This is a genomic window from Janthinobacterium pasteuri, assembly GCF_051380775.1.
Taxonomy (GTDB): domain Bacteria; phylum Pseudomonadota; class Gammaproteobacteria; order Burkholderiales; family Burkholderiaceae_D; genus Janthinobacterium.
The window spans coordinates 48,505-73,452 of the sequence record NZ_JBNYXS010000018.1 but is presented as its reverse complement, the minus strand read 5'-3'; the positions used below and the strand labels follow the sequence as shown (position 1 = coordinate 73,452).

The 24,948-nt window shown below is 62.1% G+C and carries 24 protein-coding genes; 19 read left to right on the top strand and 5 right to left on the bottom strand.

The features are described 5' to 3' along the window. Positions 1-55 precede the first annotated feature (55 nt). Entirely contained in the window at positions 56-994 is a 939-nt protein-coding gene (locus tag ACQ4WN_RS18120) for a LysR family transcriptional regulator (protein ID WP_034754583.1), read from the bottom strand. 131 nt (positions 995-1,125) lie between these two features. On the opposite strand from ACQ4WN_RS18120, the gene ACQ4WN_RS18115 reads away from it, so the two are divergent. The 10 genes from ACQ4WN_RS18115 (at position 1,126) to ACQ4WN_RS18070 (ending at position 13,109) form a co-directional block, all read left to right on the top strand. Further along, a complete protein-coding gene (locus ACQ4WN_RS18115) occupies positions 1,126-2,358 on the top strand; it encodes a urate hydroxylase PuuD (RefSeq protein ID WP_436552804.1) in 1,233 nt (410 codons plus the stop codon). Further along, positions 2,355-3,587, top strand: coding sequence for a M20/M25/M40 family metallo-hydrolase (locus ACQ4WN_RS18110; RefSeq protein ID WP_436552803.1), 1,233 nt, complete (start codon positions 2,355-2,357; stop codon positions 3,585-3,587). Before ACQ4WN_RS18115 ends, ACQ4WN_RS18110 begins: the two co-directional genes overlap by 4 nt. Before the next feature lie 63 nt (positions 3,588-3,650). Next, the gene (locus tag ACQ4WN_RS18105) at positions 3,651-5,012 is read left to right on the top strand and encodes an amidase (RefSeq protein ID WP_436552802.1); all 1,362 of its coding nucleotides are present in this window, start codon (positions 3,651-3,653) and stop codon (positions 5,010-5,012) included. Positions 5,013-5,138: 126 nt separating this feature from the next. After that, positions 5,139-6,431, top strand: coding sequence for a paraquat-inducible protein A (locus ACQ4WN_RS18100; RefSeq protein WP_436552801.1), 1,293 nt, complete (start codon positions 5,139-5,141; stop codon positions 6,429-6,431). Then, positions 6,424-8,055 (top strand): PqiB family protein, encoded by a 1,632-nt coding sequence (locus ACQ4WN_RS18095; protein WP_436552800.1) that lies wholly within the window; start codon positions 6,424-6,426, stop codon positions 8,053-8,055. Before ACQ4WN_RS18100 ends, ACQ4WN_RS18095 begins: the two co-directional genes overlap by 8 nt. After that, positions 8,052-8,648 carry a PqiC family protein gene (locus ACQ4WN_RS18090; protein ID WP_436552799.1) on the top strand — a complete coding sequence of 199 codons (597 nt, stop codon included), beginning with the start codon at positions 8,052-8,054 and terminating at the stop codon, positions 8,646-8,648. Before ACQ4WN_RS18095 ends, ACQ4WN_RS18090 begins: the two co-directional genes overlap by 4 nt. Positions 8,649-8,701: 53 nt before the next feature. After that, positions 8,702-9,100: a DUF2946 domain-containing protein gene (locus ACQ4WN_RS18085; RefSeq protein WP_436552798.1), complete on the top strand. Its 399-nt coding sequence runs from the start codon at positions 8,702-8,704 to the stop codon at positions 9,098-9,100. 77 nt (positions 9,101-9,177) lie between these two features. After that, entirely contained in the window at positions 9,178-11,301 is a 2,124-nt protein-coding gene (locus ACQ4WN_RS18080; protein ID WP_436552797.1) for a TonB-dependent receptor family protein, read from the top strand. Positions 11,302-11,309: 8 nt separating this feature from the next. Next, positions 11,310-12,665, top strand: coding sequence for a PepSY-associated TM helix domain-containing protein (locus ACQ4WN_RS18075; RefSeq protein ID WP_436552796.1), 1,356 nt, complete (start codon positions 11,310-11,312; stop codon positions 12,663-12,665). Positions 12,666-12,722: 57 nt separating this feature from the next. Continuing rightward, a complete protein-coding gene (locus ACQ4WN_RS18070; RefSeq protein WP_436552795.1) occupies positions 12,723-13,109 on the top strand; it encodes a hypothetical protein in 387 nt (128 codons plus the stop codon). Between the two features lie 688 nt (positions 13,110-13,797). Here ACQ4WN_RS18070 and ACQ4WN_RS18065 read toward each other — a convergent pair. Further along, positions 13,798-15,891: an AsmA family protein gene (locus ACQ4WN_RS18065; RefSeq protein ID WP_436552794.1), complete on the bottom strand. Its 2,094-nt coding sequence runs from the start codon at positions 15,889-15,891 to the stop codon at positions 13,798-13,800. Between the two features lie 134 nt (positions 15,892-16,025). On the opposite strand from ACQ4WN_RS18065, the gene ACQ4WN_RS18060 reads away from it, so the two are divergent. The 3 genes from ACQ4WN_RS18060 to arsH are packed head-to-tail and all read left to right on the top strand — an operon-like array spanning position 16,026 to position 17,555. Beyond that, positions 16,026-16,397: an ArsR/SmtB family transcription factor gene (locus ACQ4WN_RS18060; protein ID WP_436552793.1), complete on the top strand. Its 372-nt coding sequence runs from the start codon at positions 16,026-16,028 to the stop codon at positions 16,395-16,397. After that, a complete protein-coding gene (arsC, locus tag ACQ4WN_RS18055) occupies positions 16,394-16,816 on the top strand; it encodes an arsenate reductase (glutaredoxin) (RefSeq protein ID WP_436552792.1) in 423 nt (140 codons plus the stop codon). The genes ACQ4WN_RS18060 and arsC overlap by 4 nt, the downstream gene beginning before the upstream one ends. Positions 16,817-16,826: 10 nt before the next feature. After that, positions 16,827-17,555 carry an arsenical resistance protein ArsH gene (gene arsH, locus ACQ4WN_RS18050; RefSeq protein ID WP_436552839.1) on the top strand — a complete coding sequence of 243 codons (729 nt, stop codon included), beginning with the start codon at positions 16,827-16,829 and terminating at the stop codon, positions 17,553-17,555. Positions 17,556-17,605: 50 nt separating this feature from the next. Here the strand turns inward: arsH and ispB are convergent, their stop codons facing one another. Beyond that, positions 17,606-18,595, bottom strand: a complete 990-nt coding sequence (gene ispB, locus ACQ4WN_RS18045) for an octaprenyl diphosphate synthase (RefSeq protein ID WP_436552791.1) — start codon at positions 18,593-18,595, stop codon at positions 17,606-17,608. Between the two features lie 304 nt (positions 18,596-18,899). On the opposite strand from ispB, the gene rplU reads away from it, so the two are divergent. The 5 genes from rplU to proB all read left to right on the top strand — a co-directional run bounded on the left by rplU (position 18,900) and on the right by proB (position 22,316). Next, entirely contained in the window at positions 18,900-19,211 is a 312-nt protein-coding gene (gene rplU / locus ACQ4WN_RS18040; protein WP_034754730.1) for a 50S ribosomal protein L21, read from the top strand. Positions 19,212-19,251: 40 nt separating this feature from the next. Next, positions 19,252-19,524, top strand: coding sequence for a 50S ribosomal protein L27 (gene rpmA, locus ACQ4WN_RS18035; protein ID WP_010395157.1), 273 nt, complete (start codon positions 19,252-19,254; stop codon positions 19,522-19,524). Positions 19,525-19,637: 113 nt separating this feature from the next. Beyond that, complete coding sequence (gene obgE / locus ACQ4WN_RS18030) at positions 19,638-20,747, top strand: GTPase ObgE (RefSeq protein WP_353658718.1); 1,110 nt, start codon at positions 19,638-19,640, stop codon at positions 20,745-20,747. A 12-nt stretch (positions 20,748-20,759) separates the two neighbouring features. Then, positions 20,760-21,170 (top strand): hypothetical protein, encoded by a 411-nt coding sequence (locus tag ACQ4WN_RS18025; protein WP_436552790.1) that lies wholly within the window; start codon positions 20,760-20,762, stop codon positions 21,168-21,170. A 27-nt stretch (positions 21,171-21,197) separates the two neighbouring features. Next, positions 21,198-22,316 carry a glutamate 5-kinase gene (gene proB, locus ACQ4WN_RS18020; protein ID WP_436552789.1) on the top strand — a complete coding sequence of 373 codons (1,119 nt, stop codon included), beginning with the start codon at positions 21,198-21,200 and terminating at the stop codon, positions 22,314-22,316. Positions 22,317-22,374: 58 nt separating this feature from the next. Here proB and nth read toward each other — a convergent pair whose 3' ends face one another. Together nth and rsxB are read right to left on the bottom strand one after the other, a co-directional pair. Beyond that, positions 22,375-23,022 carry an endonuclease III gene (nth, locus tag ACQ4WN_RS18015; RefSeq protein ID WP_436552788.1) on the bottom strand — a complete coding sequence of 216 codons (648 nt, stop codon included), beginning with the start codon at positions 23,020-23,022 and terminating at the stop codon, positions 22,375-22,377. Then, entirely contained in the window at positions 23,019-23,780 is a 762-nt protein-coding gene (rsxB, locus tag ACQ4WN_RS18010; protein ID WP_436552787.1) for an electron transport complex subunit RsxB, read from the bottom strand. The genes nth and rsxB overlap by 4 nt, the downstream gene beginning before the upstream one ends. A gap of 333 nt (positions 23,781-24,113) precedes the next feature. On the opposite strand from rsxB, the gene ACQ4WN_RS18005 reads away from it, so the two are divergent. Continuing rightward, positions 24,114-24,854 (top strand): substrate-binding periplasmic protein, encoded by a 741-nt coding sequence (locus tag ACQ4WN_RS18005; RefSeq protein WP_436552786.1) that lies wholly within the window; start codon positions 24,114-24,116, stop codon positions 24,852-24,854. Positions 24,855-24,948: the final 94 nt, after the last annotated feature.

The window sequence follows — 24,948 nt, the reverse complement described above, 5'->3', positions numbered from 1 at the left end:
GCGGTAATGATAGCGCCCCGTGCCTGTATCCATTATATGCGCGTGCTGATAGCGGCTATCGCTGCACCAGCGCCTTGGCCGCCGCGCTGACCTGGTCGCGCAGCCATTTGTGTTCGGGCGCCTGGTGCACGCGCTGATGCCACAGCTGGTAAAAGCGCATGGGCGGGAATTTCAATGGCACGGTATACGTTTTCAGCGGCAGGGTTTTTTCATAGAAGCGCATGAATTGCCGGCCCGTGGTGAGCACCAGGTCCGTCTGCGTCAGCATGTAGGGGATCAAGCCGAAATACGCCGATTCGACCACTACGTTGCGCTGCAGGTTTTGCCGTTCGAGGAAGGAATCGATCACGCCATGGTAGCCGGGCATCATCTGCGACGGCGCCACGTGGGGCAGACTCAGATAATCGTCGAGCGTCATGGCGTCGCTGGCCGTGCGCCGGGCATAGGCGTTTTCCGCATGCATGGCGCAGATGATGGGGTCTTCGAACAGCTTCGAGATGTGCAGATGGGCGGGTGGCTCGTCCCAGTTGGCGATGACCAGGTCCAGTCCTCCATCGGACAGTTGGCGGATATGGTCGATGCCCGGCCCCAGGCTGTGCAGCACCACGCGGCTCTTCGGCGAACCGCGGCGCAGCAGCGCCACCACGTTGGGCAAGAACTGGCTGTCCAGGTAGTCGGGCGCGGCGATATGGAAGGTGCGCGCCTCTTCCTGCGCCACGAACGGCGTTTTCTTGACGAACAGGCTTTCCGTCTGGTCGAGGATGCGCTTGGCAGGATTGAGCAGGCTTTCGCCATGCTGGGTGGGCACCATGCCGCGCGCACCGCGCACCAGCAGCGGGTCGCCCGTCAATTCGCGCAGCTTGCGCAAGGAGGCGGAAATCGAAGGCTGCGGCTGATTGAGTTTCAGCGCCACGCGCGAGACATTCTTTTCCACCAGCAGCAGGTAGAGGATGCGGATCAGGTGCAGGTCGAGGTGTTGCGGCAGGCTGGACATGGGGCGGCGGCTCTGTTGTATATCGATTTGAATATGTTAAATATACGATATTTTTCATGTGATGGGCGGTAAATCCGTTTATCTTGTGTAGATTGGCACGAATATAGCTTCGGTCTGACTAGAGGAAATTTATGGAAGTATTTGCCTACCTGATTCCGTACGGCCTTGAGTGGCTGAACCTGATCGTCCGCTGGCTGCACGTCATCACGGGCATCGCCTGGATCGGTGCTTCCTTTTATTTCGTCTGGCTCGACAACTCGATCCGTCCGCCCGCGCCTGGCTCCGAGCTGGCGAAGAAGGGCGTGTCGGGGCAATTGTGGGCCGTGCATGGCGGCGGCTTTTACAATCCGCAAAAATACCTGGTGGCGCCCGCCGAACTGCCAAAGGAACTGCACTGGTTCAAGTGGGAAGCGTATTCCACCTGGCTGTCCGGTTTCGCGCTGCTGACGATTGCCTACTACTTCAATGCCCAGGCCATGATGATCGACAAATCCGTGGCCGATATTTCCAGCGGCCAGGCCGTCGGCATCGGCATCGCCACCCTCGTCATCGGCTGGACCGTGTACGACCTGCTGTGCCGGTCCAAGCTGGCGCAATATGAACTGTGGTTTGGCGTGACGGTGTTTGCCCTGATCGTTGGCGCCGCATATGTGCTCACGCATTTGCTCAGCGGGCGCGCCGCCTACATTCACGTGGGCGCCATGATCGGCACCATCATGGTGGCCAATGTACTGATGCTGATCATTCCCGGCCAGCGCAAGATGGTCGAAGCCATGGCGGCCGGCAAGCTGCCCGACCCCAAGCACGGCATGAAAGCCAAGCAGCGCAGCGTGCATAACAATTATTTTACGTTGCCCGTGCTGTTCATCATGATCAGCAACCACTATGCGATGACCTACCGGAACGATCACGCCTGGCTGGTGCTGGCGCTGATCATGGCGGCCGGCGTCTTCATCCGCCACTTCTTCAACCTGCGCCACAAGGGAAGGGTGGAGTGGCGTTATCCGGCCCTCGGCGTGGCCCTGCTGATGGCAGTGGCAGTGGCCATTGCGCCGAAAGCGCCCGTGGCCGTGGCTGCCGCGCCGGCGGTGGACCCGGCCGCGCAGTTCAAGAGCGTGCATGCCATCATCGCCCAGCGCTGCGCCACCTGCCATTCGGCTCAGCCCACACAGCCCGGCTTCGCCACGGCGCCGGCCGGCATGATGCTGGATAATGAAACGGAAATCCGCCAGCATGCGGCGCAAATCTACAAGCAGGCCATCGAGCTGAAAGCCATGCCGATCGGGAACCTGACCAATATGACGGAAGCCGAGCGCAGTGAGCTGGGCGCCTGGCTACAACAGACCATGCAAGGAGCAAAATGACAACGCACGCGGAACGGATCACGGCCTGGATCGACGAACACTTCGACGAAGAAGTCGCATTTTTACAGCAGGTGGTGCAGCAGCCGACGGATACGCCGCCCGGCAACAACGCACCGCATGCGGAACTGGTGGCGCAGCTGCTGCAGGCGTATGGCTGGAACGTCGAAAAGCATGCGGTGCCTGCGGACCAGGTCGAGGCATATGGCATGCAAAGCATTACGAACCTGATCGTGCGCCGGCCGTATGCGGCGGGCGGGCCGACGGTGGCGCTGAATGCGCATGGCGACGTGGTGCCGCCCGGCGACAACTGGACTTATCCGCCGTATGGCGGCCAGATCGACGGCGGCTATATGTATGGCCGCGCGACGGCCGTCTCGAAGGGCGATTTCGCCACCTATGTGTTCGCCGCGCGCGCGCTCGAAGCGCTGGGCGTTCCATTAAAAGGCCAGCTGGAACTGCACTTCACGTATGACGAGGAATTCGGCGGCTTGCTGGGACCGGGCTGGCTGCTGGAGCAAAATCTGACGCAGCCCGATTTCGTCATCGCCGCCGGTTTCAGCTACGGCATCGTCACCGCGCACAACGCCTGCCTGCAGCTGGAAATCACCGTGCACGGCAAGTCGGGCCACGGTTCCATGCCGGAGACGGGGCATGACGCGCTGCAGGCGGCCAACAAGATCCTCAACGCCATCTATGGCCAGTTGCCTGAGCTGAAAAAGATCAAGTCCAAAGTGGCAGGCATCGATTCGCCGACCATGCTGGTGGGACGCATCGACGGCGGCACGAATACCAATGTGGTGCCAGGCAAGGTGGTCATGAAGATGGACCGCCGCATGATTCCGGAAGAAGATCCGGTGGCGGTGGAAGCGCAGGTGCGTGCGCTGATCGAAGACGCCGTGCGGAGCGAGCCTGGCATCCGCATCGATATCCGCCGTCTGTTGTTGTCGCATGCGCTGCGGCCATTGCCCGGCTCCGAGCAACTGGTCGGCAGCCTGCAAAAGAATGCGCAAGCCATTCTCGGCGAGACGATTCCCGCCGTCGGCACGCCGCTGTATGCAGATGCGCGCCTGTATGGCGAACGGGGCATCCCCGCCGTGCTGTATGGCGCCGGCCCGCGCACGGTGCCCGAGTCGAACGCGAAGAAGGCCGATGAGCGCCTGGCGCTGGACGACTTGCGCAAGGCCAGCAAGATCGTCGCACTGACCCTGCTCGACTTTCTGGCCGCCTGACAGGGCGGCGACTATGCCGCTTGCATCCGGTAAGATGCATGCCTGGAAAATCGAGGAGGCAGCATGGAGTTGACTGGCAGGACGACGATAAGGGAACTGGCGGCCGACCTCGCCGCCGGCCGCATCACCAGCGTGGAACTGACACAGCGCATGCTGGCACGCGCCGAGGCGCACCGGGCCCAGGGTGGCCATGCCTATGTCAGCCTCGATGGCGAACAGGCGCTGATGGAAGCGCGTGCCAGCGACGCTGCGCGCGCGGCCGGCTGGGTGCCTTCGCCACTGGCCGGCGTACCCATCTCGATCAAAGACCTGTTCGACGTCAGGGGGCAGGTCAGCAGCGCCGCCTCGCTGGCGCTGGCCGATGCGCCGCCCGCCGATGCCGATGCGGGTGCCGTGGCGCGCCTGCGCGCGGCCGGCGCGATCCTGCTGGGCCGCACCAACATGAGCGAATTTGCATTCTCCGGCCTGGGCTTGAATCCCCATTACGGCACGCCGCGCAACCCGCACGACCGCGCACGCGTGGCGGGCGGCTCCACCTCGGGCGGCGCCGTCACTGTGGCTTTGGCGATGGCGGCCGGCGCGCTGGGCACGGACACGGGCGGCTCGATTCGTATCCCGTCCGCTTTTTGCGGCCTGACCGGTTTCAAGCCGACGGCGGCTTCCGTATCGCTGGCTGGCACGGTACCGCTGTCGCGCTCCCTCGACTCGGCTGGTCCCATCGCCCACAGTGTCGATTGCTGCGCCATTCTGTATGCGGCCTTGTCCGGCCAAGATATCCCCGATTGCGCGCCAGCCCTGAAAGGCTTGCGCTTCGGTTTTACCTCCGATTACGTAGGGGCGATTGTCGAGCCTCCGGTACAGCAGGCTTTTGAGCGCGCGCTGGAGAAGTTGCGCGCGGCCGGCGCGCAGGTGGAACAGTTCGATTTCCCGGAATTGCTGGAGCTGCCGGCGATCAATGGCGGTGGGGGGCTTGTGGCGGCCGAAGCCTGGCACTGGCACAGGGTGTTGCTTGAAGAGACGGGTGCGCAGTACGACCAGCGCGTGGCGGCGCGCATCCGCCGCGGCCAGCAGCAGGGCGCGTCTGACTACATCGATTTGCTCGATGCACGCGCGCGCCTGATCTCCGTTGCAGAGCGGCGCCTGGCGCCATACGACGCCTGGCTGATGCCCAGCGTGGCTATTCTCGCACCGGAACTGGCGCCGCTGGAAGCCGATGACGCCACCTTCTTTGCCACGAATGGCCTGGTGCTGCGCAACGCCAGCGTGATCAACTTCCTCGATGGCTGCGCGCTGTCGCTGCCGTGCCACGCCGAGGGTGAGCTACCCGTGGGGCTGGGCATTTGCGCCCTGGCCGGCGCCGACGATAAAATGCTGCAAATCGGCCGCGCCGTAGAGACCCTGTTGCAGGGGAGTGGAAAAGAATAGTGCCGTAGTGCAGGAAAATGCCAACTCTGTCATGATGGCTGGCATTGACATGAGATAGTCGCGCTTGCGCGCCGGCAAACTTCAACTGTGCACCGATACGACCTGATTAGCTGTCATGACTGCGGCGTGCTGTATCGCAAACGTCCGCTGCGTCCGCGCGAGAAGGCGCGCTGCATCCGTTGCCGCTCGGTGCTGTACCGGGCCGCCTCGGGCCGGGGCGCGTCCGCTGCCTTGGACAAGGTGGTGGCGCTGACCCTGGGTGCCGCCTTGGTCTTCCTGATCGCCCAGTTTTTTCCCATCGTCGAACTCGACGTCAATGGACTGACCTCCAGCGCCACCTTGCTCGGCTCCATTCGCGTGCTGTGGTCCGAGCAGATGCACATCGTTGCGACGATGGTCTTCCTGTTTACCATTCTCTTCCCTGCGATCGAACTGGGCTCCCTGCTGTATGTGGCGCTGGGCCTGCGTGGCGGCGTCAAGGTCCCGGGTTTTAACCGCGTGCTGCGCGCCGTGCAGACGGCACGCGAGTGGGGCATGACAGAGGTGCTGATGATCGGCATCCTGATCACCGTCGTCAAGATGACCAGCCTTGCCACCGTGCTGCCGCAACCGGGGCTGTTCGCGTTTGGCGCGCTGACCCTGATGCTGGCCATCGTCGTTTCGTTCGATCCCAAGGCCCTGTGGAACCTGGGCGACGACCTGACCCGTCAAGCGCTGCCCGGCATCCGCTACAAGGCCTTCGCGCCCGGCGAGAAGGTAGTGCCTTGCCATGCCTGCGGCTTGGTGGCGCCGCCTCTGGGCAAGGGCAAATACTTGGCGTGCGTGCGCTGCGGCACAGCCCTGCACGTACGCAAACCGGACAGCATCAACCGCACCTGGGCCTTGCTGATCGCCGCCATGATCCTCTACATTCCCGCCAATCTGCTGCCCGTGATGGTCACGTACACGCTGTTTGGCGCGCAAAATGACACCATCATGAGCGGCGTGGTGCTGTTCTGGACCAGCGGCTCGAAGGGCCTGGCCATCATCATTTTCATCGCCAGCGTAGTCGTGCCCATGCTCAAGCTGGGCGTGCTGGCGCTGCTGGCATTTACGGCGCAGCGGCGTTCGCGCTGGCGGCCGCGCCAGCGCACCATCTTGTACCGCATGGTCGAATTCATCGGTCGCTGGTCCATGCTCGACATCTTTGTCGTTACCCTGACGGTGGCGCTGGTGCGTTTCAAGTCGCTGGCCGTGATCACGGCAGGTCCCGGCGCGCTGGCCTTTGGCGCCGTGGTGGTGCTGACCATGCTGGCGGCGATGCAGTTTGATCCGCGCCTGATCTGGGACCCCGTCGACGGGCAGGTGCCGGGAGAGGAAGAACCCGTGATGGTGACAAATACCGGAAACAATACAGTGATTGGAGAACAGCATGGCTGACAAAGAAGCAGGCGACCTTGCCGAAACGGGGGGCCGTCCATTGCCGGAACCCGATGTGGAACAGGGCAGCCGCTGGCTGCCATCGCTGGTATGGCTCATTCCGCTGCTGGCCGCGCTGATCGGGGCCGGCCTGGCCGCCAAGTCCATCCTCGACCAGGGCCCCACGGTAACGGTCAGCTTCAAGAGCGCCGAAGGCCTGGAGCCGGGCAAGACCAAGGTCAAGTACAAGGATGTCGACATCGGCCAGGTACGCGCCATTACCCTGGGCGACGACTTGAGCAAGGTGCTGGTAACGATCGACATGAGCAAGGAAGCGCGGCGCTTCGCTACGGCCGATTCGCGCTTCTGGGTAGTGCGCCCGCAGATCGGTGCCAGCGGCGTGACGGGGCTGGGCACCTTGCTGTCGGGCGCCTACATCGGCGTCGACACCGGCAAGTCGGAGCAGAAGAAGGAGAACTTCGTCGGCATGGAGAGCCCTCCCGCCGTGGCGGGTGACCAGAAGGGCAAGCTGTACACCCTGCATGCGGACAGCCTCGGCTCCGTCGACGTGGGTTCGCCCCTGTTCTTCCACCGCCTGCGCGTGGGCAAGGTGGTCAGCTTTGCGCTGGACAAGGATGGCAACGGCATCACCATGTCGGTCTTCGTGAACGCGCCATACGATCAGTTCGTCGGCAAGAATGCGCGCTGGTGGCATGCCAGCGGCGTCGACGTGCGCCTCGATTCCAACGGTTTCAAATTGAATACGCAGTCCTTGGCCGCCATGCTGGTGGGCGGCATTGCCTTCGAAGCGGAAAATGGCCGCAAGCCCCAAGAACCGGCGCCGGCCGGTACCAATTTCCGTTTGGCGGGCGACGAGGCCAGCGCCATGCGCGAGCCCGATGGGGAAGCCATTACCACCGTATTCTATTTCGACCAGTCCCTGCGCGGCTTGCAACCTGGCGCCACGGTGGACTTCCGTGGCATCGTGCTGGGTGAGGTGCGCTCGGTCGGCATCGAGTTCGACCCCGTGAAGAAGAACTTCCGCATGCCCGTCACTGTCAATCTGTATCCGGCGCGCCTGGGCATGCGCTTCAAGGCGGCCGTCGACGATGCGGAAGGCTCGGCCGGCCACCAGGTGCTCGAACGCATGGTCAGCCGCGGCTTGCGCGCCCAGCTACGCACGGGCAACCTGCTCACCAGCCAGCTGTATATCGCGCTGGACTTCTTCCCGAAAGCGCCGAAGGTGGCGCTGGACTTGAACAGGTATCCACTGGAAGTGCCCACCGTGCCGAATACCCTGGATGAGCTGCAGACGCAGATCGCCAGCATCGCCCGCAAGCTCGATCAGGTGCCGTACGCGGAGATCGGCAACAATTTGAACGCCACCATCAAGCAGGCCAATACCCTGTTCAAGCAGCTCGATGGCCAGGTGGTGCCGGAAATGCGCGATACCCTGACGGCGGCGAAACAGACCTTCGGCACGGCCGAACAGGTGCTGCAAAAGGATTCGCCGCTGCAGTCTGACGTGCGCCAGGCCTTGCAGCAGTTGACGCAAACCCTGCAATCGCTGAACGCGCTGTCCGATTACCTGGAACGGCATCCCGAGTCCCTGATCCGCGGTAAAAAAGGAGATGAAAAAAAATGATGAAAGCGATTTTTTCCGCGCTGCTGGCGGCCAGCCTGCTGGGCGCCTGCTCCACGCCCCAGCCCGAGCATTTCTATACGCTCAGTGGCGGTGCCGACGCGCAGCCGGCCAAACCCGTCAGATACTATGTCGAGGTGCTGGCCGTCAGCGTGCCGCAGCAGGTGAGCCGCAACCAGTTCGTCGTGACGGCACCATCGGGACGCATCGAATTGCTGGAGCAGCAGCGCTGGGCGGGACCGCTGGCTGGCGAGATCGGCCAGGCCCTGTCGACGGCCGTGACGAGCGACCTGGGCGCCATCGATGTGTTCCGCACGCCGCACCCCGACAACCTGCCCGTGTACCGCATCAGCACCAATGTGCAGCGCTTCGAGTCCGTGATGGGGCGGTATGCGCTGATCGATGCCGTGTGGAGCGTGCGCCAGCTTGCCAGCAACAAGGTGCTCACTTGCCGCACGGTCGCCAATGAAAAGGTGGGCGAAGGCTACGATGAACTGGTGCTCGGTCACCGCCGCGCCGTGCACCGCATCGCCGCCGATACGGCGAGTGTGGTGCGCGCTTTTGACAACGGCAACGCTGCCTGCCCGGCCGCCTGAACCGCTTTTCGCTACCCAGTCCCGGCGGCCGCTGGTAAAATGCGGCCATGGGAATGACCTCTTTCACACGCCGCTGCGCCGCCTGGATCGCCTGTTTCGCGATCTTGCTGGCGGCGCTCGCGCCGTCGATTTCCCAGGCCGTCGCCAATGCCAAGCAGGAGTCCGGCTCCGGCTGGGCCGAAATCTGCTCGGTGGCCGGCATCCGGTTTGTCCAGCTTGGCCAGGTCGATGATGGCGCCGCCGATGAAAAATCCGGCGGCAAGGCCATGCAGATGGAGCATTGCGCCTTTTGTTCCACGCATGCGGGTTCCGTGGGCTTGCCGCCCAGTCCCGTGCTGCCGCTGCTTGTGGCCAGCGGCACGGCCATTTTCCCGGCCCTGTACTACCAGTCGCCATCACCGCTCTTCATCTGGTCTACCGCGCAATCGCGCGCACCGCCCACCCTCATTTAAGTCTTTGCATGTTTAGTGCTTGCCCTGCGCGCCTTCCAGTGCGACGGGCGGCATCCGCACACTTAAACGAGAATCACATGAACAAGAAATTATTGGTGCTGGCCGTGGCCATCACCTTGGCCTACCCCTGCGCGCAGGCGCAGCAACTTGATCAAACCGACCACGCCATCGACACCGTCGTCGTTTCCGGCTCACGCGCGCAATCGTGGCTGTCCGAGACGCCGCAGGCCATCGGCGTTGTCAATGCCAACATGCTGGAACGCGACAAGCCCAAGACCATGGGCGATATCCTCAACCGCATCGCCGGCGTGTACTGGAATGACCTGGGCAACGAGCAGCACAGCATGAGCATCCGCCAGCCCATCGGTACGAATGCCGTCTACCAGTACCTGGAAGACGGCATCCCCATCCGTCCGCTGGGCGTCTTCAACCACAACTCGCTCAATGAAATGAACATGGCGGGGGCCAGCGGCGTGGAAGTGGTGAAGGGCGCTGCTTCCTCGCTGTACGGCAGCAATGCCGTGGGCGGCGCCGTCAATTTCCTGACGGCCGGCGCCAGCGCCACGCCGACGGCCAAGGTGGGCGTGCGGCGCGACAACGTGGGCGGCTTCACCCGCTACGACACCTCCGCCAGCGATACCTGGGGGGCGCTGGGACTGCGCTTTTCCCATTACAGTTCGCGCCGTTCACGCGACAACTGGCAAGAGTACAGCTATGGCGACAAGGATTCGTTCTCTCTGCGCGCCGACTATGCGCTCAGTCCCACCTCGCAACTGCGCGCCACCATCGTGCACACGGACCTCGATGCGGCCATGACGGGCAGCCTGTTTGAAGACGATTACCGCAATGCCCCGGGCAAGAGCCTGAACACTTTCACCTACCGCAAGGACAAGACCACGCGCATGAATCTGGCGTGGGAGGGCGCGACGACGGCCGATGGCACGAGCACCGTCACCGTGTTTATGCGCAAGAATGACCATGGACAGATTCCCGCGTATGCCATCGGCGGCTGTGCGGGCATGCTGTGCAAGGGTGTCATTAACAACAACCACGTCGATTCGCTGGGGCTGGACGTGAAACACCAGCAGGAATTCACCTGGCTGCGTTCGCGCCTGGTCGCCGGCGTGTACGTGGACAAGAGCGACAATCCCTTTGTCAGCGATAACCTGTCCATCGTGCGCGATGCCGCCACGGGCCGCTATCTGCGCTATACGCTGGCCAATGCCAGCAATCCCCAGGGCGTGCGCGACTACCAGACGGACATTCTGAACACGGCCGTCTTCGCGCAATGGGAATTTTCTCCACTGGCTGGCACGCGCGTGGTGCTGGGCGGACGCTCGGATGCCATCGGCTACGATTACCACAACAAGCTGGCGCCGGGCGGCAGCGTCAATTACGGCGCACCCGACGAGTCGCGCCGCTTTTCGCATGTGAGCCCGAAGCTGGGCGCCACCTACGCCATCGGCCAGGCGGGCAGCGCGTATGCGAACGTCAGCCAGGGCTTTACGCCGCCCGAGGTCAGCCAGCTGTATGGCAAGACGGGCATCGCCGACCTGCAGCCATCCGTCTACAACAACTATGAACTGGGCCTGCGCTGGGCCTTCCTGCAGGGCCGCTTGAAACTCGACACGGCCCTGTACCGTCTCGACGGGCGTGACACCATCGTCAGCTATACGCTCTCGCCGGGAAACAGCGAAAACCGCAATGCTGGCCGTACGCGCAGCGAAGGCCTGGAGCTGGGCCTGAACTACGACAGCGGCCCGTTCGACGCGCGCTTCGCCACGGCCATCGCGCGCCACCGCTACCTGCGCTACCAGGTGTCCGCAAGCCTCGATTACAGCGGACGGGCCATGCCGCAGGCGCCGCGCGACATCACTTCGTTCGAGATCGGTTACAAGCCCGTGGCCGGCGCCAGGGTGGCGCTCGAAGCCGTGCACCAGGGCCGCTACTGGATGAATAACGCCAATACGGTGGAGTACAAGGGCCACGCGCTGCTGAACCTGCGCGCCAGCTACCAGCTCGCGCGCGGGCTGGAAGCGTGGGCGCAGGTGCGCAACCTGGCCGATAAACGCTATGCCGATTCGGCCAGCAGCAGTTACGCCGGCACGGGCAGCTATGCGCCGAACAGCCAGAACCAGTACACGCCCGGTGCGCCGCGCAGCGTGATGCTGGGCCTGGGCTATACCTTCAACGCCCTGTGAGGATGGCCATGGACGATGCAAAATTTCTTGTTGCACGGCGTAAAAGCCTGTACTGGCGCATCCACTTCTGGGCCGCGCTGATCGCCTCACCGTTTGCCTTGGTGGCCACCCTGACGGGCATTTTGTACGTGTTCACGCCGCAGATCGAGGCAAGGCTGTACCAGCACCTGGATCATGTAGCGCCGCAGGCGTCGATGCTGCCGCTGGACGCCGCCGTGGCGGCAGCGGAACTGGCGGCACCGCGTGGCTGGACGGTGCAGCACGTGGTGCCGCCGTTTCAACAGGACGACGCGGTGCAGGTGGCGTTTGCACCGCCCGGTGGCGCGCAGGATGAACATGCGGGCCATGGCGGACATGCCGCGCCGCCCACGCCCGCCAGGCCGAAGTTCGGCCTGCCCGCGCAAGCCATCGTCGTGTATGTGAATCCGTATGACACGCGCGTGCTCGGCAGCCTGGCCGTTGCGGAGCGCTTCGGTAACTGGGCGAAGAAGCTGCATTCGCGCCTGCTGCAAAACGATGGCTGGCGCTGGATGATCGAGCTGGCGGCCAGCTGGCTGATGGTGATGTTGGTGACGGGTGTGGTGCTGTGGTGGCCGCGCGGCGCCCAATCGGGCTTGCCGAAGCGGGGTGCGCGGGGCCGCAATGGCTGGCGCCAGTGGCATGCCTTCCTGGGCGTGGCGCTCGGCGTCATCAGTTTGGTCATCCTGGCGACAGGGCTGACGTGGAGCCAGCAGGCGGGCGGGCGCATCCGCGCACTGCGCGACATCAGCGGCCAGGCGCCGCCGCCCGTGCCGCGTGGCCTGCACTCAATCGAGGAGGGGGCGGGCGGTCCGCTCGACTGGCAGGATGCCTGGCAGGTGGCGCGCAGCCATGCACCCGCCATCGCCGTGCAGCTGACGGCGCCGGCCAGCCAGGACGATGTGTGGCGCGCCACCATGGCCGACCGTAGCCAGCCCACCTTGCGCTTCGACCTGCAATTCGATGCCTACAGCGGCAAGCCGCTGTATTACGCGGGCTGGGATGCGCAGACGGCGTTCGGCAAGGCGACCGCCATCGGCATTCCGTTCCATCGGGGCGAATTCGGCTGGTGGAACCAGGCGCTGTTACTGCTGTTCGGCGCCAGCGTGCTGTTCTCGCTGGTATCGGGCTGGGTGATGTTTTTCAAGCGGCGCTTGCCTGGCTCGCTGGGCTTGCCCAAGCTGCTGCCGGGCGCCTGGACCTCGCCTTCCGCGCTGGCCTGGGGGCTTGCCGCCGCCATGTGCGCGCTGATGCCATTGCTGCTCATTTCCGCCTGCATGCTGATGCTGCTGGAGCTGGTCCTGGCAAGATGGGGTACGCGTATCGGCAGGATGCGTCTGCGCTAGAATAAGGGGCGCGGCCAGGCTCGTTGCCATGGGCCGCCCTTTTGCAATGGCTAAACCATGGTATTCATCAATTTCCCTGCCTTGTCCACGCTGGCCGCCGCTTCGGCCGGCGTTACTCAAAAATGCAGCTGCTGCACCGTGCCGCTGGACGCCTGGCAGCGTCTTCCCACTTCGCTGGAGCTGGACCGCTTCGAAGAAATTGGCACCCTGCGCGAAGATCCGTACGAGGAACCGACGTTTGCCGAATACCATCCGCACGGCACACGCTATGACAGCAGGGACGCGCCCATCGCACCGCGCTACTATCCCGCGAACCTGAGCCAGGTGGCGCGCTGCCTGAATTGCGGTCGCCACTATCTGCGCTACAACGAGGCGGGCGGCTATTTCACCGAGCTGCGCATCCGCGCGCTGCGTCCCGAATTACTGGCCGACGCTGCCCTCTAGCCGCTACAGGCTTTCCTTGACGTGTGCAATGCCGTGTTCATCGTAGATGGAATACACGGCGGCGAGGATTTTTTCCAGTTCCGGCGAGCGGTCCCTATGGCGCATGCTGAATAAAATGGGCGAGAACGCATGATGAAGGCCAGTGCTGCCAGAGCATCAGGAGAGACATCAGAGCGTACCCCCAGCGCTCTGAAAGTGTTCAAGTGTTTAGTTACACCTCGCGAAGATTCCTGGCCAGCAGGTCGGCGAATGTCACGCTGCGGCCCTTGGCATAGTCCACGAACAGACCGTTGCGACGTTTTAGTTCCAGGCGCTGTTTGATGTCGATAGACTCCTTTTCGCCAGGCGCATAGAGGCATTGGGGGGGCGACCTCGCGCACGCGGATGGCGAAGCCGTCGTCGGTGCGGCCCAGTTTGGATGCGGCATATTCAATATACGAGGTCTTCGCGATTTTGAACAGTGACGATGAAACGGGACCGGTTTTCAATAGATGCCATGAGGCTATGCTCCTAAGTTATGCAGCAAGGTTTAATGACTTCGGCTTATATTTTTCGCGGTCAAACCGCAATTTTTGGCACTAATTTGCCACTAATATGGGGCAAAAAATGTCAAATCATTGGTACCAAAAATTGAAAGCTCCTTGATTTATAGCAGCTGGAGGAGCGGGGCAAGCGCTTGTATCAAAGCTTATTTCTTTTCCTGCTGGGCCTTTTTGATCTGCGCTTCGCTGACTTTTTTTGCCGGTGCATTTGTCGCCGGCGAGGTGGGCGCCTTGCGCGTGGCGTTGGCTTGCGCCATGACGGCGGCGCAGTCCGTGTCGGGGGCTTTGTCGATATTGACCAGCGGCAGCAGGGCGGCCAGCGGCGTGACGATGGTGGCCAGCGCCACGGCGGCGCCGGCTTTCAGGGCCAGCGGGCCTTTTTGCGGGCCCACGTCCGGGTGCTTGAACGTGCCTTTCGCGTACAGCGGCGTGCGCAGGGTGATGATGCGGGCGCCCTTGGTGCGCGGGCGCACGTCGAGGTCCAGGGTTTCGTGCGCCAGGTTGACGTTGCCCGTGACATTCACCACGGCCGTGTCCGTGTCAAGCACGAAGCGGCGCACGTCGGCCTGGCCATTCGTGACGGCGAAATCGCTGGCCAGGCAGTTCAGGTGTACCTGCTTGTCGCCGAAGATTTTCACGAAGACGGCATTGGCCAGGTTCAGGCCGGCCAGTTCCAGCATGAACTGGCTGACGGAGCCTTCGCTGACGGTGGCCGCCAGTTCGCCATTCGCGCTGGCCAGCATGGCCGAGACGGAATTGCCGTGGCCCGTCAGCGCCGCGTCGCCATACACTTCGCCGAAGCTCGCTTGCATCGATTGCAGCTTGGGAAACAGTTCGCGAATTTTGAGGTGGCGCGCCGTCACCTTGGCTTGCGCTGCGATGGTCTTTTGACGGCCATCGAGCGTGATGTTCGAGGTGATGTCGCCACCGGCCATGCCGAAGTTGAGCGGCGTCAGACTCAGCACCTTGTCTTTCATGTGGATGTTGGCGACGACGTTTTTGAATGGAATGTCGTGCGTGCGCACCAGTTTCTTGCCGGTAAATTTCACATCGGCGTCAAGCGCATTCCAATTCGCCGTGTTGAACTGTTCCACGGGCAAGGCTTTGTTGTCGGGTTGCACGGGTGCCTTGCCGCGTGCCTGTTTCTGCGCATTGCTGTCCGCGCCGATGGTGGGGCCAAGGTCTTCCAGGCGCAGCTGCTGTGATGTTACTTCGCCGCGCAGCAAGGGACGGGGCTGGCGCGGCAAATACTGCAGGGTGCCGGCCAGGTCGCTCTGGCCCACCGTGCCCTTGAAATTCTGGTAAGTCCAGGTCCAGCTGGCGCCATCCTTCTTGCCCAGCAATCGACCCTTGGTGGCGTAGTCCGGCGTTTCCGGCAGCAGCACGCCCGTCAGCGGATACAGGTCGGCCATGCTGGCGCCGGCCACGCTTAGCTGTAAATCGATGCCGGACAGCGAGCGCGGGTCCGTCAGGGTGCCATCGATGCTGGCCTTGTTCTTGCCCAGCACGGCGTGCGCCTGCACGGGATAGACCGTATTGTTGTCGGTCAGGGAAAGCACGGCGCCCGCCTTGCCGCCGCCCGTCACGGGCGCCTTGCGGTAGCTGCCGCCCAGGGTGAAGGCGATGCCGTATTTTTCCACGGGCGCGCTGCCTGGCGCATCGCCTGGCGTGGCGTCGGGCGCCGTCGAGCTGACCCTGGCACGCAGGTCGAGGGCGATGCCATCGTCCAGGTAACGGATGGCGCCGTCGCCAAAGGCCATGCGCTGGATTTCCACCTCCCATGGCGAAGGGCCGTTATCCTTCAAGGTCCAGCTATTGCTGCCATCGGCGCGCCGCTGCAGGGCGATGTTTGGCGCGTCCAGGGCCAGGTCCGTCAGTACCACCTTGTGCTGCAGCAGGGGCAGTGGCTGGATGGCCACGTCGATGCGCCTGGCGCTGGCCAGCTGCGGCCCGGCCGTGGCCCAATCCGGGTTGCTCATGCGCACATCCTGCGCGCTGATGTGGGGGCGCGGCACATAGCGGCGCCAGCCCGGCTCCGTCTTCAAGCCTTGCCGCCATTGCACCTGCAGATCGCCGCCGATGACGAATTCGCGGCCCGTGCTTTCCGACACCTTCTGGTTGATGTAGGGGCGGGCGCGGTTCCAGTCGAAAGTCAGCACGAAGATGACCACGATGGCGATGAGGGCCAGCAGGGCGGCCAGGCTCCAGCCAAGGATTTTCAGGGGTGTCGAGCGTGTCATGGGAATGCCAATCGCAGTGATTTTTTCATCAAGGTAGACCGATAGATCATGACAGTCGGTGCGCTGGGTTACGTAAGATACGTAGGTAAGGCATGTCGCTTGAAATGATTCAATAATTCGACTATTATTGAAATATGGAAAATTCAGAGACAATAGCGAGCGGGGCGACGCCGCTGACGAGTGCTTCCGCCATCGTGGCCCTGGCGGCGCTGGCGCAGGAATCGCGGCTGGCCGTGTTCCGCCTGCTGGTGCAAGCGGGACCGCAAGGCATGGCTGCGACGAAAATCGCCGAGGCGCTGGCCATTGCGCCATCCTCGCTGTCGTTTCACTTGAAGGAATTGGCGCACGCCAATCTGGTGACGGCGAGCAAGGCGGGCCGCTCCATCATCTATGCCGCCAACTATGCGGGCATGAATGGCTTGCTGGCCTTTTTGACCGAGAACTGCTGCGCTGGCGCGCCTTGCTGCGTCAGCGAACCACATTTACTCAAGGAAACGACGACATGACGATCACGATCTATCACAACACGGCGTGCGGCACCTCGCGCAACACCCTGGCCCTGATCCGCAACACGGGCGTCGAGCCCGTCATCATCGATTACGTCAAGCACCCGCCTTCGCGTGAAAAACTGGTCGACCTGATTGCCCGCGCGGGCTTGTCCGTGCGCGCCGTCATGCGCGACAAGGGCGCCTTGTACGAGGAACTGGGCCTGGCCAATCCTGAGCTCAGCGATGCGGCCCTGCTGGACGCCATGCAAGCCCATCCTATTTTGATCAACCGTCCCATCGTCGTCACGGAACTTGGCGTGCGCCTGTGCCGGCCATCGGAAAAAGTGCTGGAGATCCTGCCGCTGCCGCAGCAAGGCGCATTTTCCAAGGAAGATGGCCAGGCTGTAGTGGGCGCCGACGGCAAGCCGGTGGCCTGAGATGGAAGAGCTGGCCAATGAGTTGCCGAACATCAGCGCCGCCCACCTGGATCTGCCGAGCCTGGATAAATTGGCGCCGGTCACGGTTTCCACCCATGCGCCGCGCATTTTGCTGCTGTATGGCTCGCTGCGCGAACGCTCGTATAGCAAGCTGCTGACCCTGGAAGCGGAGCGCATCCTGCGTCACTTCGGGGCCGAGACGCGCGTGTTCGACCCGCACGGCTTGCCCATGGTCGACAGTGTTTCGCCCGAGCACCCGAAGGTGCAGGAATTGCGCGCGCTGTCGCTATGGTCGGAAGGGCAAGTGTGGTGCAGCCCCGAACGGCATGGCGCCGTCACTGGCGTGTTCAAATCGCAGATCGACTGGCTGCCGCTGGAAACGGGCAGCGTGCGGCCCACGCAGGGCCGTACCCTGGCCGTGATGCAAGTGTCGGGTGGTTCGCAATCGTTCAATGCCGTCAATGGCTTGCGCGTGCTGGGACGCTGGATGCGCATGGTGACTATCCCGAACCAGTCTTCGGTGGCCAAGGCGTATCAGGAATTCGACGATGCGGGCCGCATGAAACCGTCGCCGTATTACGAGCGCCTGGTCGATGTGATGGAGGAATTGTACAAATTCACCCTGCTGGTACGCGACCGCCGCGATTACCTGGGCAGCCGCTACAGCGAACGGCTGGAAGCGGAGCCGGCCATCGTGCAGGCATTGGCGGGTGCGGCCATGGAGCATGAACGGCAGTAATAGAAACGGCGCCATCGGCGCCGTCGTGTTTGTTGTCGCGCAAACGGCAATCAGTGATTGCGGTCGACGGCAAACGAACACAGTTGCAGCATGGATTGCTTGTAGACGCTGTCGGGCCAACCGGCGATGGCATCGGCGGCGCGCTGGCCGGCGATTTCCGCCTGTTTGCGGGTGTAGTCGAGGGCGCCGCTGCTGGTGATGGCGGCCAGGATGGCGTCGAAATGCTGTTCGTCGCCCTGCTCGATGCAGCTGCGTACCAGTTCGCGTTGCTCTGGCGTACCGTTTTCCATCAGCCAGATCAGCGGCATGGTCGGTTTGCCTTCGCGCAAGTCGTCGCCCACGTTCTTGCCGATTTCGGCGGCGTCGCCTGCATAGTCGAGCACGTCGTCGATCAACTGGAAGGCCGTGCCCAGCGAGCGGCCGTATTCGGCAGCCGCTTCGATATCGTCTTCGCTGGCGCCGGCGATCAGGGCACCCAGTTGCGCCGACGCTTCGAACAGCTTGGCCGTCTTCGAGCGGATGACGTTCAGGTAGCTCTCTTGCGTCACGTCCGGGTCGTGCATGTTCAGCAATTGCAGCACTTCGCCTTCGGCGATCACGTTGGTGGCGTCGGAGAGGATTTGCATGACGCGCATATTGTTCAGCGACACCATCAGCTGGAACGAGCGCGAGTGCAGGAAGTCGCCCACCAGCACCGAGGCGGCATTGCCGAACAGGGCGTTGGCAGTCTGGCGTCCGCGGCGCATCGACGATTCGTCGACGACGTCGTCGTGCAGCAGAGTAGCGGTATGGATGAATTCGACCACGGCGGCCAGTTCATGGTGCGCCGTGCCGCGATAGGCGTGGGCATTGGCCACCAGCAAAATCAGCACGGGACGGATGCGTTTGCCGCCTGCGCTGATGATGTATTCAGCGATCTGGTTGATCAGAATCACATCGGAGTGCAGTTTTTGGCGGATCACCGTATTGACTGCATCCATATCGGCGGCAATCGTTTGCACGATGGTGTTTTGGTTAACGTGTTTGTTAGCGTCAGACAAGGCGAACCTGCATTAGATTGTGGGTGCGGCGATTATACGACAAGGCTTGCGCGCGCGTGATGTTTGCCTATGACTGTAGAGCAATTGTTTGACCTTGTTGGCACTGGCGCACGCTTTTCTGTCCGCCTGGCGCAAGCCTGACATGATGGTCAGGTTGTCGACATACCACGATCGTCAAGCTTTGTGAATAGTTTTTGACGCAATTTATCAGTCCGTGTATAATCGCTGGTTCCCCCTGTTGTGTACGGCTTGCTTTGCGTGACAGTGGGACAAATTCTTTCAACATTTGATGAGGTTTCAAATCATGTACGCGGTCATAAAAACCGGTGGCAAACAATACAAAGTTGTCGCTGGCGAAAAACTTAAAGTAGAACAGATACCGGCAGACATTGGTTCCGAAATCACCATCGATCAAGTGCTCGCAGTAGGCGCGGGCGACAGCATCAAGTTTGGTGCTCCATTGGTCGAAGGTGCAACGGTACTGGTTACGGTTGTGGCGCATGGTCGCCATGATAAGGTCAAAATTTTCAAGATGCGTCGTCGTAAGCATTACCAAAAGCATCAAGGCCATCGCCAGAATTTTACCGAAATCCAAATCGTTTCGATCAACGGCTAATCGCCGCTGTTTGAATTAATCAGCTATCAAGGAGTCTTAAATGGCACATAAAAAAGGCGGCGGCACAACGCGAAACGGCCGTGATTCAGAATCAAAACGTCTGGGCGTTAAAGTCTACGGCGGCCAAGCTATCAATGCTGGCGGCATCATCATTCGTCAACGCGGCACGCCAGTGCGCGCCGGCGAAGGCGTAGGCATGGGCAAAGACCACACCTTGTTCGCGCTGATCGCGGGCAAAGTGAAGTTCGTTGTCAAAGGTGCTGGCTCGAAGCAATTCGTGACCGTTGTACCTAACGCAGCAGTACCAGCGTAATTCATCGCGGAGCGCCAGTTCGCTCCGCTGTGATCGCATGATGTAAGGCGCAAGCCTTCAATCGAAAGGCTCTGCCCAAGGTAGAGCCTTTTTAGTTTTATGGCGGCAAAATTATGAAGTTTATCGACGAAGCAAAAATCGAAGTCATCGCGGGCGATGGCGGCAACGGCTGCGCCTCTTTCTGCCGTGAAAAATTCAGGCCTTTCGGCGGTCCCGATGGCGGCGATGGCGGCAAGGGCGGCACCATTTGGGCAGTCGCCGACCGCAATATCAACACGCTCGTCGATTTCCGCTTCTCCAAAATGCACAAGGCTCGCAATGGCGAGCCTGGCCGTGGCGCAGATTGCTATGGCAAGGGCGCGGATGACATCCACCTGCGCATGCCTGTGGGCACCTTGATCATCGACAACGCGAGCGGCGAAATTCTGGCCGATTTGACCGAACACGGCCAGATCGAAATGCTGGCCAAGGGCGGCGAAGGCGGCTGGGGTAATATCCACTTCAAGTCCTCGACCAACCGCGCGCCGCGCCAAAAAGGCGAGGGCAAGGAAGGCGAGCGCCGCGAACTGCGACTGGAACTGAAAGTACTGGCCGATGTGGGCCTGCTGGGCATGCCGAACGCCGGCAAGTCGACCTTCATTTCGGCCGTCTCGAACGCGCGCCCGAAAATTGCCGATTACCCATTTACCACCCTGCACCCGAACCTGGGCGTGGTGCGCGTGTCGCACGAGAAGAGCTTTGTGATCGCCGATATTCCGGGCTTGATCGAAGGCGCTTCCGAAGGCGCGGGCCTGGGCCATCAATTCCTGCGTCACTTGCAGCGTACGGGTCTGCTGTTGCACATCGTCGACCTGGCGCCGTTTGAAACCAACGTCGATCCTGTCAAGGAAGCCAAGGCGCTGGTCAAGGAACTGAAGAAATACGACGAGTCGCTGGTCGACAAGCCGCGCTGGCTGGTGTTGAACAAGCTCGACATGGTGCCGGAAGAAGAGCGCAAGAAGCTGGTGAAGGACTTCCTCAAGCGTTTCGCCTGGAAAGGTCCCGTCTTCGAGATTTCCGCGCTGAACCATCAGGGTTGCCCGGAACTGGTGAATGCAATTTATCAACATCTGGAAGCGAAGAAACACAGCGAAAGCCGTGCCGAAGAAACGCAGATGACCGAAGAAGCACGCGGTATCTCGTCGATCGACCCGGATGATCCGCGTTTCAAGATTATCGACTAAGGCTGTATCCTGATGTCAGTACAGGCGGTCGCTGTCGCGCCAGCGCGCAAGCAAGCGTGGCAGCGCCGTGTATTGCATCTGATCGCGTATGCTTACGGGCTGAGCGCGGTCGCCTGCCTGCTGTTCGCCGATGAGTTGGCGGCCGGCATGGGCATCTTCCTCAATGGCGTCAATGGCTACAGCCAGTTCTACGCCTCTCATGTCGGTGTCTGGGGCGCTACCGCGCTCCTGGCGCTGTTCGCAGCACGGCCGGGCGAACCGCCCATCCTCGGCGATATCACTGCAATGTTGGTCCTGGCGCAGCCCGCCGGCCGTTTGTACGCGGCCATCAGTTTCGGCTTGCCTCAGGGTTTTGTGTTGTTCATGTGCGCAATGGAGCTGACGGCGGGGCTGGCCTTGCTGCTGCTGCGTCCTGCGCGCTGACGTCTATTAAGTGAAGAGCGCCGCCCCATGGATTCCGTGATTCAAAAAGCTACCCGCATTATCATCAAAGTCGGCTCCTCGCTGGTCACCAATGATGGCCGCGGACTCGACCATGCCGCCATTGCCCGCTGGGCTGCGCAGATTTCCGGCTTGCGCGCTATGGGCAAGGAAGTCGTGCTGGTCAGCTCCGGCGCCATCGCCGAAGGCATGCTGCGCCTCGGTTTCGAGCAGCGCCCCACCGATATCCACGAATTGCAGGCCTGCGCCGCCGTCGGCCAGATGGGCCTGGCGCAAATCTATGAAAGCAGCTTCCGCGCCCACAGCCTCGGCACGGCGCAGGTGTTGCTGACGCACGCCGACCTGGCCGACCGCGAGCGCTACCTGAACGCCCGCTCCACCCTGACGACCCTGCTGCGCCTGGGCGTGGTGCCGATCATCAATGAAAACGACACCGTCGTCACCGATGAAATCAAGTTCGGCGACAACGATACCTTGGGCGCCCTGGTGGCGAACCTGATCGAGGCCGATGCCCTGGTCATCCTGACCGACCAGCACGGCCTGTTTTCGGCCGACCCGCGCAAGGACCCGAACGCTTACCTGATCACGCAGGGCATCGCCGGCGATCCCGCCCTGGAAGCGATGGCCGGCGGCGCCGGCAGCAGCCTGGGGCGTGGCGGCATGCTGACGAAAATCCTCGCTGCCAAGCGCGCCGCCAAGTCGGGTGCACACACCATCATCGCCTGGGGCCGCGACAGCGATGTGCTGAGCAGGCTGGCCAAGGGGGAAGCGATCGGCACGGAGTTGCTGGCACAAACAGGACAACTGACGGCGCGCAAGCAGTGGATGGCCGATCATCTGCACACGGCCGGCGCCGTCGTGCTGGACGCTGGCGCCGTGCAAAAGCTGCGCCAGGAAGGCAAGTCCCTGCTGCCGATCGGTGTGACGGGCGTGAATGGCGAATTCGGCCGCGGTGCCGTGATCACCTGTGTCGATGCTGCCGGCGTGCCTGTGGCGCGCGGCCTGTCCAACTACACGAGCGGCGAAGCGCGCCGCATCATGCGCAAGCCCTCCATCGAGATCGAGGCGATTCTCGGCTACATGGAAGGCCATGAGCTGATTCACCGCGACAATATGGTCTTGCTGTAAACACCAGCTTGCAGTGCGTGACCTATCAAAACGGCCATTGCGGGCCGTTTTTTTTGCTTTACACCACGGCCGGCATCGGCGACTTGTCCTTGTAATCGCACAAGTCGGCAATCATGCAGTTCCAGCATTGCGGTTTGCGCGCCGTGCACGTGTAGCGGCCGTGCAGGATGAGCCAGTGGTGGGCGTCGTGCAGGAATTCCTTGGGTATGAATTTCAACAGTTTTTGCTCGACGATATCGACATTCTTGCCCGGTGCGATGCCGGTGCGGTTCGAGACGCGGAAGATATGCGTGTCGACTGCCATGGTCGGTGCGCCAAACGCCGTGTTCATGACCACATTCGCCGTCTTGCGGCCCACGCCTGGCAAGGCTTCCAGCGAGGCACGGTCGCGCGGCACTTCGCCGCCGTGCTGCTCGAGCAGGATCTGGCAGGTGGCGATAACGTTCTTCGCCTTGGTGCGGAACAGGCCGATGGTGCGAATGTAGCTGGCAAGCTCGTCGACACCCAGTGCCAGTATCGTGGCCGGCGTATTGGCGACCGGATACAGCAAGCGGGTCGCCTTGTTGACGGACACGTCCGTCGCCTGCGCCGATAGCAGCACGGCGATCAGCAGCTCGAACGGCGTCGTGTATTCGAGTTCCGTTTTCGGCGAAGGATTGGCGGCGCGGAAGCGCGTAAAGATTTCCAGGCGTTTGGCAGCGTTCATGCGTCTTTTTTCGGGGTGGTGGGAGCTGGCTGGGCGGTGTCCGTGCTGGCGCCAGCGGCCTTGGCGCGCGCGCGCTCCATGGCGGCGGCGATGATGGCGCGTTTGCGTTCTTTTTCCGCCTGTTCATCGGGGGTGACGGGCACTTCTTGCGTCACTTCCTGCATCTTGGCGACCGCCTTGGCGGCCAGGCGCGCGTCGTTGGCTTCGGCTTCGCGGCGCAGCCGCTGCGTGCGGAAATCGTGGCGCGCACGCGCATCGTCGGCGTCCATCTGGCTCCAGGCATCCCAGCCGGTGGCGTCGCCGCTGACGGGATACATCACGATGCAGTCGACGGGGCAGGGCGCTACGCACAGGTCGCAGCCCGTGCACAGGCTGGTCGCCACCGTATGCATCTGCTTGGCGGCGCCGACGATGGCATCGACGGGACATGCCTGGATACACAGGGTGCAGCCGATACACAGCGATTCATCGATGTAGGCGACAGATCGCGGACGTTCGAGGCCATTGACGGGATTGAGCGGAACGACTTTTTTGCCCAGCAAGCCGGCCAGGCGCACGATGCCTTGCGCGCCGCCCGGTGGGCACTGGTTGATGTCGGCGCTGCCTGCGGCAATCGCTTCCGCATACGGGCGGCAGCCGTTGTAGCCGCATTTGGTGCATTGCGTTTGCGGCAGCAAGTCTTCGATCTGGTCGGCAAGTGAGGGAGGGGCAGGGTGCGGCACGGTCGTCTTCCACGGTAAAACGCCATTATCGGCCATCCGGCGCGCGCACAAGTAAAAACCTGTGTCGTGAAAGGGGGATACCGTACACTGTAGCCGACTGTTGCAGGCGCGTCGCAATCGTATTTTATTTCCCGCTGGAATGTCAAAGTGTAAATAAACAACTTTGCAATTTCTTTTTTTTGTGGGAGCATGATTTTTATCAAGCTTATGATCAAAAAAAGCCGACCGCCAGTCCTGTTACTGCGCTGCCTTGCAAGGCGTGCCAGGCCATAGGAGCAAAACATGCGTTTCCTCCGGACAGTTGGTTTGACCTTCTGTTTGTTCATGCACTCTGCGCTTGCCCTTGCGCACGGACAGGCCAGTTCCCCCATGGCGGCGCCGGGCGCTGCCAGCTCGCGCATCGTCCGCTTCGCGGCGGAAGACTGGCCGCCCTTCATTTCCTACAGCCTGCCTGCCGATGGCATGTCTGGCGCCATGGTCAGCGCTGTCTTCGAACGTCTCGGCTATACGGTCAGATATGAATATTTCCCCTGGAAGCGCGCCATGCAGTTTGGCCTCGCCAGTCCCCGCTACGCCGGCTTTCTGGCCGTCTGGCGCACGCCTGAACGGGAAAAACTCTGTCACTTTTCTGTTCCGGTTGGCAACACACAAGGGGTGCTTGCCTACCTGAAGGAGGATGGCGTGCCCGGTACTAGCCTGGCCGAACTGGGCCAGCTGCGCATCGGCACCGTGGCCGGCTATTCGAATGGCGAGCAGTTCGATGGCATGGTGGCGCGTGGCGAACTGAAGACGGAAGAGGGCTTGAACGACGCGACGAATCTGAAGAAACTGTTCATCAAGCGATATCGCGTGATCGTCATCGAGCGCCACGTTCTGCTGCACTTGCTGATGGGACGCAACTTCAGCAAGGCCGAGCGCGAGCGCATCGCCATCATCGATACCGTCTTCAAGGAGCGCCCCGTGCATGTGTGCTTCCAGCGCACCGCAGACGGCGCGCTGCAGCAAAAGCGCTTCAACGAAGCGGCGCGCGACATCGATACGGCCCGGCTGGAACGCGATTACTGGAAGCGGCTCGACCAGAGCCTGGCGACGGCTCCACCGCATCTCTGACCTGTCGCGCCACTGTTGTTCGTTGCCAAAACGAAATATCTAAATACGAAACCATTCGTTCTTGTTTGTTTGCCCATCCTTTAGTCTGCGACCA

Bases quoted from the DNA above. Each gene is read 5' to 3' on its own strand.
- proB (WP_436552789.1), top strand. From the start codon at position 21,198: ATGGATTCCGTGATTCAAAAAGCTACCCGCATTATCATCAAAGTCGGC.
- ACQ4WN_RS18025 (WP_436552790.1), top strand. From the start codon at position 20,760: ATGTCAGTACAGGCGGTCGCTGTCGCGCCAGCGCGCAAGCAAGCGTGG.
- ACQ4WN_RS18080 (WP_436552797.1), top strand. From the start codon at position 9,178: ATGAACAAGAAATTATTGGTGCTGGCCGTGGCCATCACCTTGGCCTAC.
- obgE (WP_353658718.1), top strand. From the start codon at position 19,638: ATGAAGTTTATCGACGAAGCAAAAATCGAAGTCATCGCGGGCGATGGC.
- ACQ4WN_RS18070 (WP_436552795.1), top strand. From the start codon at position 12,723: ATGGTATTCATCAATTTCCCTGCCTTGTCCACGCTGGCCGCCGCTTCG.
- rsxB (WP_436552787.1), bottom strand. From the start codon at position 23,780: ATGGCCGATAATGGCGTTTTACCGTGGAAGACGACCGTGCCGCACCCT.
- ACQ4WN_RS18005 (WP_436552786.1), top strand. From the start codon at position 24,114: ATGGCGGCGCCGGGCGCTGCCAGCTCGCGCATCGTCCGCTTCGCGGCG.
- ACQ4WN_RS18105 (WP_436552802.1), top strand. From the start codon at position 3,651: ATGGAGTTGACTGGCAGGACGACGATAAGGGAACTGGCGGCCGACCTC.
- rpmA (WP_010395157.1), top strand. From the start codon at position 19,252: ATGGCACATAAAAAAGGCGGCGGCACAACGCGAAACGGCCGTGATTCA.
- nth (WP_436552788.1), bottom strand. From the start codon at position 23,022: ATGAACGCTGCCAAACGCCTGGAAATCTTTACGCGCTTCCGCGCCGCC.
- ACQ4WN_RS18075 (WP_436552796.1), top strand. From the start codon at position 11,310: ATGGACGATGCAAAATTTCTTGTTGCACGGCGTAAAAGCCTGTACTGG.
- ACQ4WN_RS18085 (WP_436552798.1), top strand. From the start codon at position 8,702: ATGACCTCTTTCACACGCCGCTGCGCCGCCTGGATCGCCTGTTTCGCG.
- arsC (WP_436552792.1), top strand. From the start codon at position 16,394: ATGACGATCACGATCTATCACAACACGGCGTGCGGCACCTCGCGCAAC.
- ACQ4WN_RS18095 (WP_436552800.1), top strand. From the start codon at position 6,424: ATGGCTGACAAAGAAGCAGGCGACCTTGCCGAAACGGGGGGCCGTCCA.
- ACQ4WN_RS18120 (WP_034754583.1), bottom strand. From the start codon at position 994: ATGTCCAGCCTGCCGCAACACCTCGACCTGCACCTGATCCGCATCCTC.
- ACQ4WN_RS18090 (WP_436552799.1), top strand. From the start codon at position 8,052: ATGATGAAAGCGATTTTTTCCGCGCTGCTGGCGGCCAGCCTGCTGGGC.
- ACQ4WN_RS18115 (WP_436552804.1), top strand. From the start codon at position 1,126: ATGGAAGTATTTGCCTACCTGATTCCGTACGGCCTTGAGTGGCTGAAC.
- ACQ4WN_RS18110 (WP_436552803.1), top strand. From the start codon at position 2,355: ATGACAACGCACGCGGAACGGATCACGGCCTGGATCGACGAACACTTC.
- ACQ4WN_RS18060 (WP_436552793.1), top strand. From the start codon at position 16,026: ATGGAAAATTCAGAGACAATAGCGAGCGGGGCGACGCCGCTGACGAGT.
- ACQ4WN_RS18065 (WP_436552794.1), bottom strand. From the start codon at position 15,891: ATGACACGCTCGACACCCCTGAAAATCCTTGGCTGGAGCCTGGCCGCC.
- rplU (WP_034754730.1), top strand. From the start codon at position 18,900: ATGTACGCGGTCATAAAAACCGGTGGCAAACAATACAAAGTTGTCGCT.